An 18,507-nucleotide genomic window follows, 5' to 3' on the forward strand; every position below is an offset into this window, starting at 1 on the left:
GGAAATACATGAGAATCGATCCTAGCACACTAGACCTTAAAGAAAAGGTTGTTTTTATAAACAGAGTTACTAAGGTTGTTAAGGGTGGTAGAAACTTCAGATTCAGCGCTTTAGTTGTTGTCGGAGACGGTAACGGTCACGTAGGCGTTGGAATGGGAAAGTCAATTGAAATACCTGAAGCAATTAGAAAAGGAATTGAAGATGCTAAGAAGAACTTAGTAGAAGTTGCAATAGTTGGAACAACAGTTCCTCATGAAATCTACGGAAAGTTCGGAACTGGTAAGGTTCTTATAATGCCAGCTACAGAAGGTACTGGAGTTATAGCAGGAGGTCCTGCAAGATCTGTACTTGAATTAGCAGGATTAAAGGATGTTAGAGCTAAGTCATTGGGGTCTAATAATCCAAGAAACATGGTTAACGCTACAATCAACGGATTAGCAAGCTTAAGGACAGCTGAAGATATAGCTAAATTAAGAGGAAAATCTGTTGAAGAAATTCTAGGTTAGGAGGGATCAAGCGATGGCTAAGCTAAAAGTTACATTAGTTAAAAGCTTAATAGGTAGAAAAAAGGACCATATCGCTACTGCAAATGCCCTTGGACTAAGAAAAATCGGTAAAACAGTAGAACATGAGGAAACTGCTCAAATCAGAGGTATGATAAACAAAGTTGACTACTTGTTAAAGGTAGAAGAAGTTTAATAACAAGGAGGTGTACTTAAATGAAACTTCATGAGTTAAAACCAGCTGCAGGCAGCAAGAAAGCTCCAAAGAGAGTAGGTAGAGGTACTGGTTCAGGATTAGGAAGAAACGCTGGTAAAGGTGAAAAGGGTCAAAATTCAAGAACTGGTGGTGGAGTTAGACCAGGATTTGAAGGGGGCCAAATGCCACTTTACAGAAGACTTCCTAAGAGAGGATTTACAAACATATTTGCTAAAGAATATGTTACTATAAACGTAGACAGATTAAACGTATTTGAAAACGGAACAGAAGTTACTCCTGATTTACTACTAGAAAGAAGAGTAGTAAGTAAGGTGCTAGACGGAGTTAAGATATTAGGAAACGGAAATGTTGAGAAGAGCCTAACAGTTAAAGGATGTAAGTTCTCAAAAACAGCAGCTGATAAAATAGTTGCTGCTGGAGGAAAAGTTGAGGTGATCTAATAATGCTATCAACCCTACGTAATGCCTGGAAGGTTCCGGAGTTAAGAAAAAGATTATTATGGACTTTTGTATTAGTTGCAATTTTCAGGATAGGAAATCATATTCCTGTTCCTGGAATTGATACATCACGTCTAGATACCCTTACACAGTCCGGAAGTTTATTTGGATTCTATGATTTAATTTCTGGTGGTGCTTTTAAGAGATTTAGCATATTTGCATTAGGTGTAGTTCCTTACATTAATGCATCGATTATAATGTCATTATTAAATATTTCTATTCCTCAGTTGGAACAACTTTCTAAAGAAGGTGAAGAGGGTAGAAAGAAGATACAAAAGATTACTAGATATGCATCCATAGTATTTGGATTTATAACTGCATACGGTACCTATGTTCTTATTCATAATATAGGAGCATTAAGAGCAGACACAGCATTTAATACATTTTTAATAATGTTAACATTAGTTGTTGGATCTACTTTTTGTATGTGGTTAGGTGATCAGATTACTGTTAAAGGTATAGGAAATGGTATTTCACTTTTAATATTTGTGAATATTATTTCTAAGTTCCCTTCAACAGTGAATACCATAATAGGTACTCAATCTAAGGGAGATACAAATATAGTTGAGGTGTTTTTATTAGTTGTAGCAGCACTTGCCTTATTAGCATCAGTTGTTTATCTATCTCTTGCCGAGAGAAGAATAACTGTTCAATATGCAGGTAAAGCAGTTGGTGGTAAAGTATATAAAGGTCAATCAACTCATATTCCTTTAAGTTTAATAGGATCAACAGTAATAGCTATAATCTTTGCTATGTCAGTAATGCAATTTCCAAATGTAATTGCTCAGTTTTTCCCAACAAAGAGTTGGTCACAATGGATTCAGGCAGGAACATGGAGTCCCTTTAACCCAAATAGATGGTTGTATATAGTTTGTGAAGCTATACTAACAATATTCTTTACTTGGTTCTATACTCAAGTTACTTTTAAACCTGAAGAAATGGCTGAGAATATGCACAAATCATCTGGATTTGTACCAGGCATAAGACCTGGTCAACCAACAGCAGATTATTTAACAAGAGTTTTGGATAGAATCTCATTAATAGGTGGTATTTTTGCGGCAGTCATAGCAGTACTACCAATAATATTAAATAATTATACAAACTTTAAGAATCTTCAATTTGGAGGAACAACTCTTCTAATAATGGTAAGTGTATCGCTAGAAGTTATGAGACAATTGCAATCTCAGCTTGTAATGAGACATTATCAAGGATTCCTTAAATAGATTAAACAATGGAGATGATGCCCGTGAAAATAGTATTATTAGGTCCTCCTGGAGCAGGAAAGGGAACACAGGCAAAATCAATTAGTAATAGATACTCCATTCCTCACATATCTACTGGTGATATATTCAGAAAGAATATTTCTGAAAATACTCCACTAGGTATAGAAGCTAAAAAATATATAAATGATGGTCAACTCGTGCCAGACGATGTGACTATCAATATGGTTAAAGATAGGCTTCAGCAAGAAGACTGTAAAAACGGATATCTATTAGATGGTTTTCCTAGGACAGTTCATCAAGCAGAGGCATTACAGTTATTTTTACAGGATAGAGGAGAAAGTTTGGATACATCTTTATGTATTGATGTACCGAAAGAATTTATTTTAGAAAGAATGACTGGTAGGAGAGTTTGTCCATCGTGTGGAGCTAGTTACCATGTAAAATTCAACCCACCAATAGTAGCTAGTAAGTGTGATGTTTGCGGAAGTGATATCATTCAAAGAAAAGACGATGCAGATGAGACCGTTAGGGAAAGACTTGATGTCTATGAAAGACAAACACAGCCACTGATTGATTTTTATAGTAGTAAAGATTTGCTGTCAGTTGTTGATGGTACTAAAGCAATCAATGAGGTCTTTGAAAGTATCTGTCGTATATTAGGGAGCGATAAGTAATGATTATATTAAAAAATGATAATGAAATCGACCTAATGAGAAAAGCAGGAAGACTTCTTGGAGAAGTATTATTACTTTTAGAAGAGAATATAAGACCAGGAATAACTACAGCTGAACTAGATAAAATTGCAGAAGAATTTATAACTAAGCATGGAGCAAAACCATCTTTTAAAGGCTTATATGGATTTCCTAGTTCACTTTGTATATCAGTTAATGAAGTTGTAGTTCATGGATTTCCAGGAAAGTACAGATTAAAAGAAGGGGATATTATAAGCGTCGATGGTGGTGTATTCTTAAATGGATATCACAGTGATGCTGCTAGAACCTTTGCTGTAGGTGAAATTTCTGATCAAGCAAAAAAATTAATAGATGTAACAAGAGAAAGTTTCTTTAAAGGAATTGAAAAAGCTCATGTAGGAAATAGATTGACAGATATATCATATGATATTCAACAATATGTTGAAGCAAATGGTTTTTCTGTAGTACGTGATTATGTAGGACACGGCATTGGTAAGGATGTGCATGAGGATCCTGAAGTTCCTAATTTTGGGCGTCCAGGTAGAGGTCCTAAGCTTACAGAAGGTATGGTTTTAGCTATTGAACCTATGGTTAACATAGGAGACTATCATGTTAAAACTTTATCTGATGATTGGACTGTAGTAACAGTTGATGGTAGTTTGTCAGCGCACTATGAAAATACTGTAGCTATACTACCAAATGGCCCTGAAATATTGACACTGATAAAATAAATACGTGTTGCTTAGTTATAAATTCACATCATGCCATTTTATTGGCTATGTTGATTTATGGCTAAGGTAATCATCGAGGTGAAAACTTTGCAAAAAGACACTTTAATTGGCGGAATGGTATTTTCTAAAGCTGGTAGAGATGAAGATAAGGCTTATATAGTTGTAGATCAACTTGATGAGAATTATGTTTTACTAGCAAATGGAGATACAAAGACATTAAAAATGCCAAAGAAAAAGAAACTAAAACATTTAGTTTTAACTAATAAGGTGGATGAACAGATCAAGAATTGCATATTATCTAATGATAGTACTGTAGATCTTAAAGTAAAGAGATATTTAAAACTTAATGGCACTGTCAAGGAGGTCTGATTACCTTATGTCAAAAGATGATGTAATAGAAATGCAGGGAGTTGTGCTAGAAGCACTACCAAATGCTATGTTTCAAGTTGAGTTAGAAAGCGGACATAAGATATTGGCACATATTTCAGGAAAGCTTAGAATGAACTTTATAAGAATCCTTCCTGGAGATAAAGTTACAATAGAACTGTCTCCATATGATTTAACAAGAGGAAGAATTACTTGGAGAGCTAAATAATAACTTTCTGAAATTATTACAATATTATATATTGTGTTTTATGAAATTCATATTAATAGCAATCAAATATTGCTAGCGAATATACTATTCAGAGTAACTTGAAAATATAAAAGATATTTTTAATACTCTAAAGGAATTTGAGGAGGGTTAGCGATGAAGGTAAGACCATCAGTTAAGCCTATTTGCGAAAAGTGCAAGGTTATAAGAAGAAAAGGAAGAGTAATGGTAATCTGTGAAAATCCAAAGCACAAGCAAAAACAAGGCTAATAAGAAAATATAAATTTTTAAAAATAATTTATATTAGTATGAAAGTATTTATTGACTTTTTACTAAAACTAAAATAAGATTATATAGGTATTTTCTTAATGCTAATAAATTTTAGGGCGGCTGACTATAGGCATTACCTATAGACCTAAAATTTTTTATATAATATATAAATTAAAAACTTTAGAAAACGCATTTCAATTACCAGGAGGTGTAACTTTTAATGGCAAGAATAGCAGGTGTTGACCTACCAAGAGAAAAAAGAGTTGAAATAGGTCTAACTTATATATATGGAATAGGACTACCTACTTCACACAAAATTCTTGAAGCAACAGGAGTAAATCCTGACACAAGAGTTAAGGATCTTACTGAAGAAGAAGTAAACGCAGTTAGAGATTATATCAACAAGAACTTAAATGTTGAAGGTGATCTTAGAAGAGATATTGCGTTAAACATAAAGAGATTAGTTGAAATTGGTTCTTACAGAGGAATTAGACATAGAAGAGGTCTTCCAGTAAGAGGTCAAAAGACTAAGACTAATGCTAGAACAAGAAAAGGTCCTAAGAAGACTATAGCTAACAAGAAGAAATAGTGAGGAGGTAAGACAATGGCAGCTCAAAAGGTTAAGAAGACAAGAAGAAGAAAAGAGAGAAAGAACGTTGAACATGGTGCTGCACACATCAAGTCAACTTTCAACAACTCTATTGTTACTTTAACTGATGTTCAAGGTAATGCATTATCATGGGCTAGTGCAGGTGGATTAGGTTTCAGAGGCTCAAGAAAGAGCACTCCATATGCAGCTCAAATGGCAGCAGAGACTGCTGCAAAGGCAGCTATGGAACACGGTTTAAAGAGTGTTGAAGTTTATGTTAAAGGTCCAGGAGCTGGTAGAGAAGCAGCAATAAGATCTTTACAAGCAGCTGGTCTTGAAGTTACATTAATAAAAGATGTTACTCCAATACCACATAACGGATGTAGACCACCAAAAAGAAGAAGAGTATAGTTACGTAATTAGGAGGTGTAATTAATGGCAAGATATACTGGAGCTACGTGCAGACTATGTAGAAGAGAAGGTATGAAACTATTCCTTAAAGGGGATAGATGCTATACAGACAAATGCGCATTTGTTAGAAGAAGCTATGCACCAGGACAGCATGGAGCAAGCAAGAAAAAGCTTTCTAACTATGGTGTACAATTAAGAGAAAAGCAAAAAGCTAAGAGAATATACGGTGTTCTTGAAAGCCAATTCTCAACATACTATGAAAAGGCTGAAAAATTAAGAGGTATTTCAGGTGAAAACCTATTAAAGCTTCTTGAATTAAGACTTGACAATGCTGTGTTTAGATTAGGATACGGTTCATCAAGAGTAGAAGCTAGACAATTAGTTAACCACGGTCATTTCTTAGTTAATGGTAAGAAGGTTGATATTGCTTCTTACAAATTATCTGTAAATGATGTTATAACAGTTTCAGAAAAGAGCAGAGCTTCTGAGAAGTTCAAGACTTTTGCTGAAAATCCAAAGCCATTACCAAAATGGTTAACAGGAAACCCTGACAACTTTGAAGGCAAGGTTGTAGCTGAACCTGCAAGAGAGGATATCGACGTACCAGTTAATGAAACACTTATCGTCGAATTATACAGCAAGTAATTTTTAATATTTGTATTAGGTATATTATCTTTTACAAATATAGGATCAGTTGCCCTCATAATAAGGTTGCCATTTTATATAAAAGGAGGGTTTGTTAATGTTAGAAATAGAAAAGCCAATAATCGAATGTGTTGAATCTAATGAGGACGGAACTTACGGAAAGTTTGTTGTGGAACCATTAGAAAGAGGTTATGGAACAACTCTTGGTAATGCGTTGAGAAGAATTTTACTTTCATCATTACCAGGAGCTGCACCAACATCAGTAAAAATTGATGGTGTAGTTCATGAGTTTTCTACAGTTACTGGTGTTAAGGAAGATGTTACAGAATTAATTCTTAACATGAAATCATTAGCACTTAGAATGACTGGAGATGGCCCAAAGACTATATACATTGATGCTAAAGGTCCTGGAGTAGTTACAGGAGCTGATATAAAGACTGATGGTGATGTAGAAGTTGTTAGCGAAGATTTACATATAGCAACTTTAGATGACAATGCTAAATTGTATATGGAAATTACAGTTAATAGAGGAAGAGGATACGTTTCTCAAAATAAAAATAAGAGCGATAGTCTTCCTATAGGTTCTATAGCAATGGACTCAATATATACTCCTGTAAAGAGAGTGAACTTTACTGTTGAAAACACTAGAGTAGGTCAAATCACTGATTATGACAAATTAACTTTAGAAGTTTGGACTAACGGAACAATAAAGATAGAAGAAGCTATAAGTTTATCTGCAAAGATTCTTATTGAACACTTCAAATTATTCATGACTCTTACAGACAACACTAATGATGTTGAAATAATGATAGAAAAAGAAGAAGATAACAAAGAAAAAGTACTTGAAATGACCATAGAAGAGCTTGATTTATCAGTTAGATCATATAACTGTTTAAAGAGAGCTGGTATTAACACTGTTCAAGAGCTTGCTCAAAGATCAATGGATGATATGATGAAGGTTAGAAACCTTGGTAAGAAGTCCCTTGAAGAAGTTGAGAGAAAGCTTAAAGAATTAGGTTTAGGTCTAAGATTAAATGACGAGTAAGTAAGGAGGTAAAGCTATGGCAGGATATCGTAAGTTAGGTCGTCCTACTGATCAGAGAAAAGCTATGCTAAGAAACCTTGTTACAAGCTTCTTAAAGCATGGTAAAATAGAAACAACTGAAACAAGAGCTAAAGAAGCGAGAAGCCTTGCAGAAAAGATGATTACTCTTGCAAAAAGAGGAGATCTTCATGCAAGAAGACAGGTTTTGTCTTTTGTTACGGAAGAAGCAGTAGTGAAGAATTTATTTGAAAATGTTGCTCCAAAATACACTGAGAGAAACGGTGGTTATACAAGAATGTATAAAGTTGGCCCAAGAAGAGGCGACGGAGCTGAAATAGTTATACTTGAATTAGTATAATTTACTGGGGATTAAGTTACGGCTTAGTCCCCATTTTAATATATACGTAGATTTATTATAACTAACTATGTCAGTGCTTTAACAGTGTAGAAAAAGGATGTATTATAAAGTATAATAGACAATAGATATTTGTCCATATTATAAAGTTTATTATTATTCTAATAAGCTTTATAATGTGATAAAGATGTACTATTTTAACCTTAGGATTTAAATGTCATAGTAATATAATCCTATAGATTTGTTGAAGTTCTAAATTGGTACATCTATATATATTTTATATGGAGGAGTCTAGATGAGCGATAAGATGGTTGAATGTAAGGAGCTTACCTTTAAATATATTAATGGTGAAAACGGAGAAGAAAAGTATGCCATAAATGGAGTAGACCTAGACGTAAAAAAGGGAGAATTTTTAGTTGTCCTAGGACATAACGGATCAGGTAAATCTACTATTGCTAAACATATAAATGCATTACTTCTTCCTAGTGGAGGCAAAGTTTATGTTGATGGCATAGATACATCTGATGTTAATAATACATGGGAAGTACGAAAAAGAGCTGGTATGGTGTTTCAAAACCCTGATAACCAAATGGTTGCTACTATTGTAGAAGAAGATGTAGCTTTTGGTCCTGAGAATTTAGGAGTTGAGCCTTCGGAAATAAGAAAAAGGGTTGATGAAAGTTTAAAAAAAGTTGAGATGTATGAATATAGAAAGCATGCGCCACATTTATTGTCAGGTGGCCAGAAACAAAGGATTGCCATAGCCGGTATATTAGCTATGAGGCCTCAATGTATAGTTTTAGATGAACCTACAGCAATGCTGGATCCTGTAGGTAGAAAAGAAGTTATAAATACAATAAAAGATGTTAACAAGAATTATGGCATAACAATAATTTTAATAACTCATTATATGGATGAAGCTGCAGAGGCTGATAGAATAGTTGTTATGGATCAAGGAAAGATAATTATTGAAGGTGTACCTAAAGAAGTATTTTCGCAAGTTGAAACAATGAAGAGAATAGGACTTGATGTACCTCAAGTTACTGAACTTGCTTACGAACTTAAAAAGTCGGGTATAGATATTAGCACTAAAATATTAAATGTAGATGAGATGGTGGATGCATTATGTCAATTAAAATAGAAAGTTTAACTCATATATATATGCCAAAATCGCCTTTTGAGAAGAAAGCACTAGATGATGTTTCCTTAGAAATATATGATGGTCAATTTGTTGCTTTGATAGGACATACTGGCTCTGGAAAGTCTACTTTAATTCAACACTTAAATGGTTTATTAAAGCCTTCTAGTGGTAAGATAATAGTAGATGATGTCAATATAACTGAGAAAGGCGTAAAGCTATCTGACATTAGAAAAAAGATAGGGCTTGTATTTCAATATCCTGAGTATCAATTATTTGAAGAGACAATAGAGAAAGATATACAGTTTGGCCCAAGGAATTTAGGCTTATCTGAAGAGGAAATTAGTATTAGAACAACGAGAGCTATGAAGATGGTTGGATTAGATTATGAGGAGTATAAGGATAAATCTCCATTTGAATTGAGTGGTGGGCAGAAGAGAAGAGTAGCTATAGCAGGTGTTGTTGCTATGGAACCTAAGATATTAATATTAGATGAACCTACTGCAGGTTTAGATCCAAAAGGTAGAGATGAGATTCTGGAGCAGATTAAGATACTCCATAAAGAATATAATATGACCATAATACTTGTAAGTCACAGCATGGAAGATGTTGCTAAGTTAGCAGATAGAGTTATTGTTATGAATAAAGGAAAGTGTATATTGGATGGTGTTCCCTCAGAAATATTTAATAAGATAGACATTCTAGAAGAAGTTGGCTTAGCCGCACCTCAAGTGACCTATTTGGTTAGAGAACTTAAAAATAAAGGCTTCAATATAAGCAGTAGTATATTTACAGTGGAACAGGCTAAGAAGGAGTTACTGGAGTATTTCAATAACAACAAGCAATAAGGTAAGGGGGAAGGTGCAATGTTAAAAGAGATAACTATTGGGCAGTATATACCAGGAGATTCATTCATACATAAGTTAGATCCTAGAACTAAGATATTAATATCAATATTTTTTATAATTTGTCTTTTTGTAATGAACAAGTATGTAGGGTATATTTTTGTAACGGCATTTTTAGGAGCTGCAATAATATTTTCTAAGATCCATATAAGATTTCTTTATAAAGGCCTAAAACCTGTATTTCTTCTTATAATTATAACAGCTGCTTTAAATATTTTTATGATACAAGGAAAGCCAGAGAATTTATTATATGCATGGGGATATCTAAAGATATACAAGGAAGGCATAGATACAGCACTATTTATGACTTTAAGGCTTATATTCTTAATATTAGGTACCTCATTACTAACTCTTACAACGTCACCAATAGAATTAACTGATGGAATAGAGAGGCTTCTTAATCCATTTAAGAAAATTGGAGTACCAGCACATGAACTTGCGATGATGATGACTATAGCATTAAGGTTCATACCTACATTAATGGATGAAACTGATAAGATTATGAAGGCTCAGCAAGCTAGAGGTGCAGATTTTGAGTCGGGTAATATTATACAAAAAGCAAAAAGCTTAATTCCTCTACTGGTGCCTCTATTCATCAGTTCTTTTAGAAGAGCAGATGAACTTGCAATGGCAATGGAGGCGAGATGCTATAGAGGAGGAGAAGGAAGAACAAGAATGAAGCAATTAAAGTATGGAGGAAGAGACTTTGTTGCATATGGAATAATTGCTCTTTTACTTGTTTTAAGTTTTTATGTGAGGTTTGGAATAAAATAGATTAGGTGATTTTTTTGAGAAATATAAAGATTATATTAGAATACGATGGAAGTAACTATTTTGGATGGCAAAGACAGAAACATGGAGCTACGGTTCAAAATAAGCTAGAAGAGGCTATAGGAAGTTTAACGAAAGAAAAGATAGAAGTTATAGGATGTTCTAGAACTGATTCAGGAGTACATGCTAAGGGATATGTGGCGAACTTTATAACAAATAGCACTATTCCTGGCGAAAAGTTCAAGGATGCAATTAACACCAGATTGCCAGAGGATATCTTGATAACTTTTTCAGAAGAAGTTTCAGATGACTTTCATGCAAGGTATTCTTCAAAGGGAAAGATGTATAGTTATACCATAAGAAACAATAGCATGCCAACAGTTATAGGCAGAAATTATTTTTATAATGTTAAAGAAGAGCTTGATGTTGAGGCTATGATTAATGGTGCTAAATATTTTATAGGAACTCATGATTTTAAAGCATTTCAAAATAAAGGTGGTTCAGTAAAGACATCTGTTAGAACAATAACACAACTTGATTTTGATATAAAGGATGATATTATTAAAATTTATGTATCTGGTGATGGCTTTTTGTATAATATGGTAAGAATAATAGTAGGAACCTTGATACTAGTTGGAAGAAATAAACTCAAACCTTGCGATGTAGAGAAGATAATATCAGATGGAATAAGGCAGAAAGCAGGCAAGTGTTCACCAGCTAGTGGTTTATGTTTAGAAAAAGTTTTTTATTAAAATATTGATGAAATTTATTGACACGCCCGTAAGCGTGTATTATAATAGTCTATGTTCGTGTGATACGTGTATAAGAACCAGTTGACCTGGGATCTTGACATTATAGATTTGACTAAATGTATAAGTACGCTTTAAAGAAAGTTCAGGGAGGGAAAACGATGAAATCATACATTGCAAAAACTAATGAAGTTGAAAGAAAATGGTATGTAGTTGACGCTGCTGGAAAGCCACTAGGAAGAGTTGCTAGCCAAGTTGCTTCAATATTAAGAGGTAAGAATAAGCCAACATTTACTCCAAATGTTGATTGCGGAGATTTCGTAATAGTTATAAATGCTGAAAAGGTTGTTTTAACTGGAAAGAAATTAGATCAAAAGTTCCTAAGAAAGCACAGCCTATATCCAGGTGGATTAAAAGAGACTCCATATAGAGAAGTTTTAGATAAGAAACCTGAATTCGCTTTTGAAGAATCTGTAAGAAGAATGCTTCCAAAAGGAGTTCTAGGAAGAAAAATGCTTACAAAATTAAAGGTTTATAGAGGTGCAGAACATAATCATGCAGCTCAAAATCCAGAAGTACTTGAATTAAAGTACTAATTTGACGCTCGGGAGGAGGATTTGAAATGGCAAAAGTTCAATACATGGCTACTGGAAGAAGAAAGAAATCAGTTGCAAGAGTTAGACTTGTTGCAGGTGAAGGTAAGGTAGTAGTAAATAATAAAGAAATAGAAACATATTTTGGTTTAGAAACTTTAAGAGTTATAGTTAATCAACCATTAGTATTAACTGGAACTAAAGATAAATTTGATGTTATAGTTAATGTACACGGTGGTGGATTGACAGGTCAAGCAGGAGCTATAAGACATGGTATATCAAGAGCTCTTGTTAAATCAGACGAAACTGTTAAGACAGATATTAAGAGAGCTGGTTTCTTAACTAGAGATCCAAGAATGAAGGAAAGAAAGAAATACGGTCTTAAGAAAGCTAGAAGATCACCACAGTTCTCAAAGAGATAGTATTTCAAAAAAGAGGAGTATTCCTCTTTTTTTTTGTTTTTACAACAGCATATATGAAACTTTATTATTTAGCAGTAAGGTTTCATATATGCTGCTAATATTAGGAGTTTTAATAGCTTTAAATAGCTAAAAGATGTATAAGATGATAGATTCCTTAGGTGTGAATTATAGAAGTTGGATTCAAAAAATCACTGAAAAGTTAGTTTCAGTGATTTTTTTATAGACTATATGCGCTAAAATAAGTATAAATATAGAGTTATTGCAAAAAATACTATAGATATTGTACTTATGGAGGTTATTATGAAAAAGAAGATATCTATATTATTTTTAGCCATCGTTTTATTAGCTACCAATGTAGTCGGCAGTGCCAGTGCTTTGGATAAGAATGCAAAAAACTCAGATAAGATAGTTTTAATAGATCCAGGACACGGAGGAATAGATGGCGGAGCTAAATCTAAAAATGGTACCATAGAGAAAGATATAAATTTGGCTATAGGCTTAAAATTAAGAGCCTATCTTGAGAAAAAGGGATATAAAATCTATATGACTAGATCTGATGATACTGGATTATATGAAAAGGGTAAGACTCTGAGAGAGAAAAAAGATGAAGACTTAGGAAATAGGGTGAAATTGAAAGAAAGTACTAAATGCAATATATTTGTAAGTATACATCAAAATATGTTTCCTCAAAGTAAATATTATGGTGCTCAGACATGGTATGCTAGTGATGAAGAAAGTAAAAAGTTAGGCGAGTTAATTCAAAATACATTGGTGGAGAAGATTGATAAAAATAATAAAAGAGTAGCGAAATCAGCCGGAGATGATTATAGGATTCTTAGAGATAAATTAGGAGTGCCAAGTGTTATAGTTGAATGTGGATTTTTATCGAATTCTAATGAAGAAGCGTTGCTAAAAACAGAGGCGTACCAACAAAAACTTGCAGATACTGTTGGTCACGCTATAGATAAATATTTTCAGTCTAAAAATGATGTTGAATAACTAAATTTCCTAGGAAATAATGAAGGCGTATTATAAAAAAGAGGATGCTTTGAAGACAATTGCTCTTGTTGTCTTTCAGAACATCCTCTTTATATATGACTGCTAGTTTTTCACAAGATATTTTGAAGTTATTATATTTGTCGATTGATCAGTAACTACCCAGTAAGTATTTCCTCTAATTAAAGAAAGGGGAGTAGTACCATCGCTTAAATAAAAATTATTATCTCTCCAGAATATTTTTTGAGCTTTACCACCTGTAAACAAAAAGCCATAGCCATCACCTTTATGAGAAAATATATCTTCATGATTTATTTTATCTTCATCTACATATTGAATAATAATATTTTTAAAGGATAATTCTTTATTTGTTATAACATTCTTCTCCACGATAGGACCGTTATAGTGTACATAATCCTCACCGTTATATGTAAAGCTGGAAGAAGTCTCTGGTGTGTATTCGATAAAAATGGTGTCGTAATTAGACTTGAAATTGTACTTTTCCAAATCTAGCTTGTTTATAAAATTAAAATGAGGTATTTCATTTAAAGTCATGTTTTTAATAACGTCTATTGAATCAGTTCTCTCTATTTTTTTATTATAGAATATTGCCCAATACTCTATATTACTATTTTTTTTATTATATGTTTCATATACTATATCACTTATTGTTATATTAGTGAGATTCTTAATCTTTACTGGTGAATATTTTATTCCTATAATAGAATTTTTAGATGAAACTTCAGTCATCCTTTCACCAGTTATAGGTGAAACACTTATACTGTTATGAGGAATTGAATCTTTATTGTTTTTATTTACTACTTTAAAGAAGTCATAAAATACTATTAATAGTAACACTATAATTAATGTATATATTAAAATGTCATAAATTTTAGTTGATAATTTTAATTTCATATAAGCTCCCTAAAATTATTTTACAATTAAATATAAGTTTGAATTTTTAATATTATGCAAGAATTATATAATTTATATTTAAGATAATCTATGGTTTAATATAATTAGAAAACAATTAAAGATTAAATTACAAATTTAATTAGATTCGTCTATATATAAGGGGAGGGGCTTATGAAAGAAATACATGTTTCAGAAATAGTTGAGGCAGTAAAAGAATTATGTATATCTTCTAACTATTTTTTAGGGGATGATTTAAAGGATAGTTTGGAAAAAGCAAAAGAAGAAGAAAATTGGGCTATAGCAAAAAGTGTATTAGAAAACATAGTATTAAATGCAGACTTAGCTAAGAATGAAAGGATGCCTATTTGCCAGGATACAGGTATGGCTTGCGTTTTTATAGATATAGGTCAAGAAGTACATATTAGTGGGGGACTTCTGGAAGATGCTATAAATGAAGGTGTAAGAAGAGGTTATGAAGAAGGATATCTTAGAAAATCTGTTGTAGGAGATCCTATAGAAAGAATTAATACTAAGGATAATACTCCAGCAGTAATATACTATAATATTGTAAGTGGAGATAAGCTTAAAATAACAGTGGCTCCAAAAGGTTTTGGATCAGAAAATATGAGTGCAATTAAGATGCTAAAACCTTCGGATGGATTAGAAGGTGTCAAAGAGTTTGTTTTAGATACTGTAAGTAAGGCTGGACCCAATCCATGTCCACCTATAGTAATAGGAGTAGGAATAGGAGGTACCTTTGATAAGGCTGCTACTTTGGCAAAAAAGGCTCTTGTGAGGAAGATAAATGAAAAACATAGCAATCCGTTTTATGCTGAGTTAGAGGAGGAATTGCTTTCTAAAATAAATGATTTAGGAATAGGCCCTCAAGGCTTTGGAGGCAGAACTACAGCATTAGGAGTTAATATTGAAGTGTACCCAACGCACATTGCAGGATTGCCTGTTGCTGTTAATATTAATTGCCATGCTACTAGACATGCTGAAATAGAATTGTAGGGGGAATATATATGGAAAGAAAAATTACCACTCCATTGACAGAAGATAAGGTGCTAGAGTTAACTGCAGGAGATACAGTCTTATTAAGTGGTGTAATATATACAGCTAGAGATGCAGCACACAAAAAGCTTATTGAACTTATTAATTCAGCTAAGCCGTTACCTATAGATATAAAAAATTCAGTTATCTATTATGTAGGACCAACTCCAGAAAAGCCGAAAGAGGTAATAGGGTCAGCAGGACCAACTACAAGTTACAGAATGGATTCATATACGCCTCAATTACTTGATTTAGGGCTTAAAGGAATGATAGGAAAGGGATTAAGAAGTAAAGACGTAGTAGAAAGTATGATAAAAAATAAAGCAATATATTTCGGAGCTATTGGCGGTGCTGGAGCACTTATATCCAAGTGTATAAAAAAAAGTGATATCGTAGCTTATGAAGAATTAGGTGCTGAAGCGGTTAGAAGATTAGAAGTTGAAGACTTACCGGTAGTTGTAATAATAGATAGTAAAGGTAACAACTTATATGAAATTGGAAGAAGAGACTATTTGGAAAGCCTAAAGTAATATAATAAAAAGACGTGTACAATAGGTTAAAAACTTAATGTAGGCGTCTTTTTATTATTATATACTTTTAAACCCTTTTCCTCTAACTTCTGATATATCGATTATGGTTATAAAAGCCTTCGGGTCAACAAGATGAATTGTATTTTTTAGTTCTATCATTTGACGAGTTGTAACGATACAATAAAGCATCTTCTTTCTGTCATGGGTATATTCACCTTCTGCAAATAGGGAGGTTACTCCTCTGTGCAAATCATTAATTATGTACCTTATTACGTCTTGTTCTCGTTCTGTCAGAATAAGAAGTAGGTTTTTTCGATTTAAGCCTCTTACCATAACGTCAAGAACATAACTTTGGATAAACATTGATATTAAAGTATAAAGAGATTTAGGAATACCGAAAAATATAGTTCCAACTGCTATAATTACTAAGTTAAGTGCAAAGTTAAGCTTGCCTATTTCAAAATTAGAATATTTCTTTCTAATTAGCATTGTAATTATATCTGTTCCACCAGTTGAACCATTTCTTGAAAATACCAGTCCAAAACCTATTCCACATATAACTCCACCGTAAATACAATAAAGAATAGCCTCATCTAGTACTATTATTTTAGAAAGAGGTGAGGTTATGATTAATGATGCTGATAAGGATGTCATACCTAATGCTGAATACATGGTAAATTTTTTGTCTAACTTAAAATAGCTAACTACAAATAGTGGCAAATTTAAGATGAATACAGTAAAACCAGCTTTGAAACCAGTGAGATACTGAATAATTAGAGCTACACCTGTAGCACCACCACTTAAAAGTTTAGCATGAGTTAAGAATAGGTTTATTCCTAAGGATGATATAAAACAACCACTTATTATTATTATTATGTCTAATATATAAGTTTGTTTAGATTTTATGTAGTCCATTTTTTGACCCTCTCAATAAGATAATGTGTTTACATGAAAATTATATAAAAATAATCATGCTATGTAAAAACTGTAATCTGCTATAAAACGAAATTACAAGTTTTTATTCATCATAAAGTAAAAAATGCTATAAATTCTTCATTATTCCTTATAAGATCTTGTATACAATAATATGTATTAAAATATAACTAAATTTGAATATATGATTACTCATTACATATTGGATTTAAAAAAATATTTAATTAAATTATTTGCTAATATAGCATCTCCTACATAACTACTTAAATTCAACTTTCATAGTAATAGACAATAAATATGGTGTGATATAAAATATAAGTATTATAATTTAGATTTATATAAAATCTCTAAAGGAGTTTAGTAATGAGAGTTAAGCTTCCAGGCAGTATGAAGACAAAAATAATTATACTCATGATATTAGTATTTGTTAGTATCGCTATCTTTATAAAAGAAGGGATAGAAAATAGAAAAGAAAATAATGTTAATACAAAGACTAATCAGCAATTTATACAAGTTAAATAACGGTTAACTACTTCTATAAGATTGCATAAATAAAAAATTACTAAAATACAATATATACGTAAATAATATGTTATATTGTAGGAGCAGTAATTTATGAAGGTATTAGTAACAGGTGGAGCTGGATATATAGGAAGTACTGTATGTTCAGCACTCATTGATAGTGGACATGTTCCAGTAATCTTAGATTCGTTAATAACAGGAAGAAGAGAGTTCACTAAAGGTAGAATATTTTATCAAGGAGATATTGCTGACCAAAAACTTTTAGAAAAAATATTTGTGGAACATCCTGATATAAGTCATGTGATACATTGTGCAGCGTTAATTGTGGTTCCTGAATCAGTGGAAAATCCTTATGAATATTATAAGGAAAATGTATCAAAGTCACTAGAGTTATTCTATACGTTGAATAAATTTGGGTGCAATAATATAGTATTTAGCTCTTCGGCTTCAATATATGATGATGTGCCAGGATTTGAAGTAACTGAAGAAGCACCTCTTAATGCTAGAAGTCCTTATGCAAGAACAAAATGCATGATTGAGATGATATTAAAGGACTTTTGTAAGGCATATGGAATGAGGGGGATTGCTTTAAGATATTTTAATCCAATTGGAGCAGACCCACAAATGCGCTCTGGAATACATGTACAGTTTCCAAGTCATGTGTTAGGAAAGATGGTAGATGTAGCTATAGGTAATGAAAAAGTATTTAAGATAACCGGAGTTAATTGGGATACAAGAGATGGATCAGGAATAAGAGATTTTGTTCATGTTTGGGACTTAGCGCTTGCCCATGTTAAGGCTGTGGAGAAATTTGAAGAGGCTTTTGACCAATCCTCGGGAAGTGATAATTATCTAGCAATTAATTTAGGAACCGGTGATGGAGTAACAGTAAAAGAACTTGTTAATGCCTTTGAAAGAGTATACGGAAAGAAAATAGATAAAGAAGAAGCACCATCGAGGCCTGGAGATGTGGCAGGTTCATATGCTAGTATAGACAAAGCAAAGAGAATACTCAATTGGCAGCCAACTATGTCTATAGAGAAAGGTATTGAAGATGCACTTAAGTGGGCAGAGGTTAGAGAAAATATAATTAAATTCTAGATATATTGATTTCTGCAGTATTGCAAGTAATAGTTTAAATACACTTATAATTACAGTTGAAAAAGCTTTTGTTAAGAGAAGCATAAAAACTTTCTATAAATATAAAAGC

Annotated in this window: 27 protein-coding genes; 25 read left to right on the forward strand and 2 right to left on the reverse strand. The window is 32.6% G+C overall.

What is annotated here, in order from left to right; all coding sequences use genetic code 11:
• The first annotated feature begins 8 nt into the window (after nt 1-8).
• From rpsE to cwlD, 21 genes are all read left to right on the forward strand, one after another.
• Nucleotides 9-506: a 30S ribosomal protein S5 gene (gene rpsE, locus C1I91_RS03715; protein WP_128211289.1), complete on the forward strand. Its 498-nt coding sequence runs from the start codon at nt 9-11 to the stop codon at nt 504-506.
• Between the two features lie 13 nt (nt 507-519).
• Nucleotides 520-699, forward strand: a complete 180-nt coding sequence (rpmD, locus tag C1I91_RS03720; protein ID WP_128211290.1) for a 50S ribosomal protein L30 — start codon at nt 520-522, stop codon at nt 697-699.
• 20 nt (nt 700-719) lie between these two features.
• Nucleotides 720-1,160, forward strand: coding sequence for a 50S ribosomal protein L15 (gene rplO / locus C1I91_RS03725; protein WP_128211291.1), 441 nt, complete (start codon nt 720-722; stop codon nt 1,158-1,160).
• A gap of 2 nt (nt 1,161-1,162) precedes the next feature.
• Nucleotides 1,163-2,440: a preprotein translocase subunit SecY gene (secY, locus tag C1I91_RS03730; protein ID WP_128211292.1), complete on the forward strand. Its 1,278-nt coding sequence runs from the start codon at nt 1,163-1,165 to the stop codon at nt 2,438-2,440.
• Nucleotides 2,441-2,463: 23 nt separating this feature from the next.
• Nucleotides 2,464-3,114, forward strand: coding sequence for an adenylate kinase (locus C1I91_RS03735; RefSeq protein ID WP_128211293.1), 651 nt, complete (start codon nt 2,464-2,466; stop codon nt 3,112-3,114).
• Entirely contained in the window at nt 3,114-3,863 is a 750-nt protein-coding gene (gene map, locus C1I91_RS03740) for a type I methionyl aminopeptidase (RefSeq protein WP_128211294.1), read from the forward strand. Before C1I91_RS03735 ends, map begins: the two co-directional genes overlap by 1 nt.
• A gap of 87 nt (nt 3,864-3,950) precedes the next feature.
• Complete coding sequence (locus C1I91_RS03745) at nt 3,951-4,232, forward strand: hypothetical protein (protein ID WP_128215907.1); 282 nt, start codon at nt 3,951-3,953, stop codon at nt 4,230-4,232.
• Nucleotides 4,233-4,239: 7 nt separating this feature from the next.
• Entirely contained in the window at nt 4,240-4,458 is a 219-nt protein-coding gene (infA, locus tag C1I91_RS03750; protein ID WP_005212092.1) for a translation initiation factor IF-1, read from the forward strand.
• Nucleotides 4,459-4,611: 153 nt separating this feature from the next.
• Complete coding sequence (gene rpmJ, locus C1I91_RS03755; protein ID WP_039312872.1) at nt 4,612-4,725, forward strand: 50S ribosomal protein L36; 114 nt, start codon at nt 4,612-4,614, stop codon at nt 4,723-4,725.
• Between the two features lie 220 nt (nt 4,726-4,945).
• A complete protein-coding gene (gene rpsM, locus C1I91_RS03760; RefSeq protein WP_128211295.1) occupies nt 4,946-5,314 on the forward strand; it encodes a 30S ribosomal protein S13 in 369 nt (122 codons plus the stop codon).
• Between the two features lie 15 nt (nt 5,315-5,329).
• Nucleotides 5,330-5,725, forward strand: a complete 396-nt coding sequence (gene rpsK, locus C1I91_RS03765; protein WP_128211296.1) for a 30S ribosomal protein S11 — start codon at nt 5,330-5,332, stop codon at nt 5,723-5,725.
• A 24-nt stretch (nt 5,726-5,749) separates the two neighbouring features.
• Entirely contained in the window at nt 5,750-6,370 is a 621-nt protein-coding gene (rpsD, locus tag C1I91_RS03770) for a 30S ribosomal protein S4 (RefSeq protein WP_128211297.1), read from the forward strand.
• Between the two features lie 97 nt (nt 6,371-6,467).
• Complete coding sequence (locus C1I91_RS03775; protein ID WP_128211298.1) at nt 6,468-7,415, forward strand: DNA-directed RNA polymerase subunit alpha; 948 nt, start codon at nt 6,468-6,470, stop codon at nt 7,413-7,415.
• Between the two features lie 16 nt (nt 7,416-7,431).
• The gene (gene rplQ / locus C1I91_RS03780; RefSeq protein WP_128211299.1) at nt 7,432-7,773 is read left to right on the forward strand and encodes a 50S ribosomal protein L17; all 342 of its coding nucleotides are present in this window, start codon (nt 7,432-7,434) and stop codon (nt 7,771-7,773) included.
• A 292-nt stretch (nt 7,774-8,065) separates the two neighbouring features.
• The gene (locus C1I91_RS03785) at nt 8,066-8,911 is read left to right on the forward strand and encodes an energy-coupling factor transporter ATPase (RefSeq protein ID WP_128211300.1); all 846 of its coding nucleotides are present in this window, start codon (nt 8,066-8,068) and stop codon (nt 8,909-8,911) included.
• The gene (locus tag C1I91_RS03790) at nt 8,896-9,756 is read left to right on the forward strand and encodes an energy-coupling factor transporter ATPase (protein WP_128211301.1); all 861 of its coding nucleotides are present in this window, start codon (nt 8,896-8,898) and stop codon (nt 9,754-9,756) included. The genes C1I91_RS03785 and C1I91_RS03790 overlap by 16 nt, the downstream gene beginning before the upstream one ends.
• An 18-nt stretch (nt 9,757-9,774) precedes the next feature.
• On the forward strand, nt 9,775-10,587 hold the full coding sequence (locus C1I91_RS03795; RefSeq protein WP_128211302.1) for an energy-coupling factor transporter transmembrane component T family protein: 813 nt from the start codon (nt 9,775-9,777) through the stop codon (nt 10,585-10,587).
• A gap of 14 nt (nt 10,588-10,601) precedes the next feature.
• Complete coding sequence (gene truA / locus C1I91_RS03800) at nt 10,602-11,336, forward strand: tRNA pseudouridine(38-40) synthase TruA (protein WP_128211303.1); 735 nt, start codon at nt 10,602-10,604, stop codon at nt 11,334-11,336.
• Between the two features lie 158 nt (nt 11,337-11,494).
• Nucleotides 11,495-11,929, forward strand: coding sequence for a 50S ribosomal protein L13 (rplM, locus tag C1I91_RS03805; RefSeq protein WP_128211304.1), 435 nt, complete (start codon nt 11,495-11,497; stop codon nt 11,927-11,929).
• Between the two features lie 26 nt (nt 11,930-11,955).
• Nucleotides 11,956-12,348 (forward strand): 30S ribosomal protein S9, encoded by a 393-nt coding sequence (gene rpsI, locus C1I91_RS03810; RefSeq protein ID WP_128211305.1) that lies wholly within the window; start codon nt 11,956-11,958, stop codon nt 12,346-12,348.
• 300 nt (nt 12,349-12,648) lie between these two features.
• Nucleotides 12,649-13,347: an N-acetylmuramoyl-L-alanine amidase CwlD gene (gene cwlD, locus C1I91_RS03815; RefSeq protein WP_128211306.1), complete on the forward strand. Its 699-nt coding sequence runs from the start codon at nt 12,649-12,651 to the stop codon at nt 13,345-13,347.
• A gap of 102 nt (nt 13,348-13,449) precedes the next feature.
• Here the strand turns inward: cwlD and C1I91_RS03820 are convergent, their stop codons facing one another.
• Nucleotides 13,450-14,259 (reverse strand): DUF3048 C-terminal domain-containing protein, encoded by an 810-nt coding sequence (locus tag C1I91_RS03820; RefSeq protein ID WP_128211307.1) that lies wholly within the window; start codon nt 14,257-14,259, stop codon nt 13,450-13,452.
• 171 nt (nt 14,260-14,430) lie between these two features.
• On the opposite strand from C1I91_RS03820, the gene C1I91_RS03825 reads away from it, so the two are divergent.
• Entirely contained in the window at nt 14,431-15,273 is an 843-nt protein-coding gene (locus tag C1I91_RS03825) for a fumarate hydratase (RefSeq protein ID WP_128211308.1), read from the forward strand.
• A gap of 11 nt (nt 15,274-15,284) precedes the next feature.
• The gene (locus C1I91_RS03830; protein ID WP_128211309.1) at nt 15,285-15,842 is read left to right on the forward strand and encodes a Fe-S-containing hydro-lyase; all 558 of its coding nucleotides are present in this window, start codon (nt 15,285-15,287) and stop codon (nt 15,840-15,842) included.
• Nucleotides 15,843-15,899: 57 nt separating this feature from the next.
• On the opposite strand, the gene C1I91_RS03835 is transcribed toward C1I91_RS03830, so the two are convergent.
• Nucleotides 15,900-16,757: a YitT family protein gene (locus tag C1I91_RS03835; protein ID WP_128211310.1), complete on the reverse strand. Its 858-nt coding sequence runs from the start codon at nt 16,755-16,757 to the stop codon at nt 15,900-15,902.
• 381 nt (nt 16,758-17,138) lie between these two features.
• Between C1I91_RS03835 and C1I91_RS27990 the strand changes: the two genes are divergently transcribed.
• Both C1I91_RS27990 and galE read left to right on the forward strand, forming a co-directional pair.
• Entirely contained in the window at nt 17,139-17,297 is a 159-nt protein-coding gene (locus tag C1I91_RS27990) for a hypothetical protein (RefSeq protein WP_164880428.1), read from the forward strand.
• A 93-nt stretch (nt 17,298-17,390) separates the two neighbouring features.
• Entirely contained in the window at nt 17,391-18,398 is a 1,008-nt protein-coding gene (gene galE, locus C1I91_RS03840) for a UDP-glucose 4-epimerase GalE (protein WP_128211311.1), read from the forward strand.
• Nucleotides 18,399-18,507: the final 109 nt, after the last annotated feature.

The organism is Clostridium manihotivorum (genome assembly GCF_004015185.1).
Taxonomy (GTDB): Bacteria; Bacillota; Clostridia; order Clostridiales; family Clostridiaceae; genus Clostridium_AR; species Clostridium_AR manihotivorum.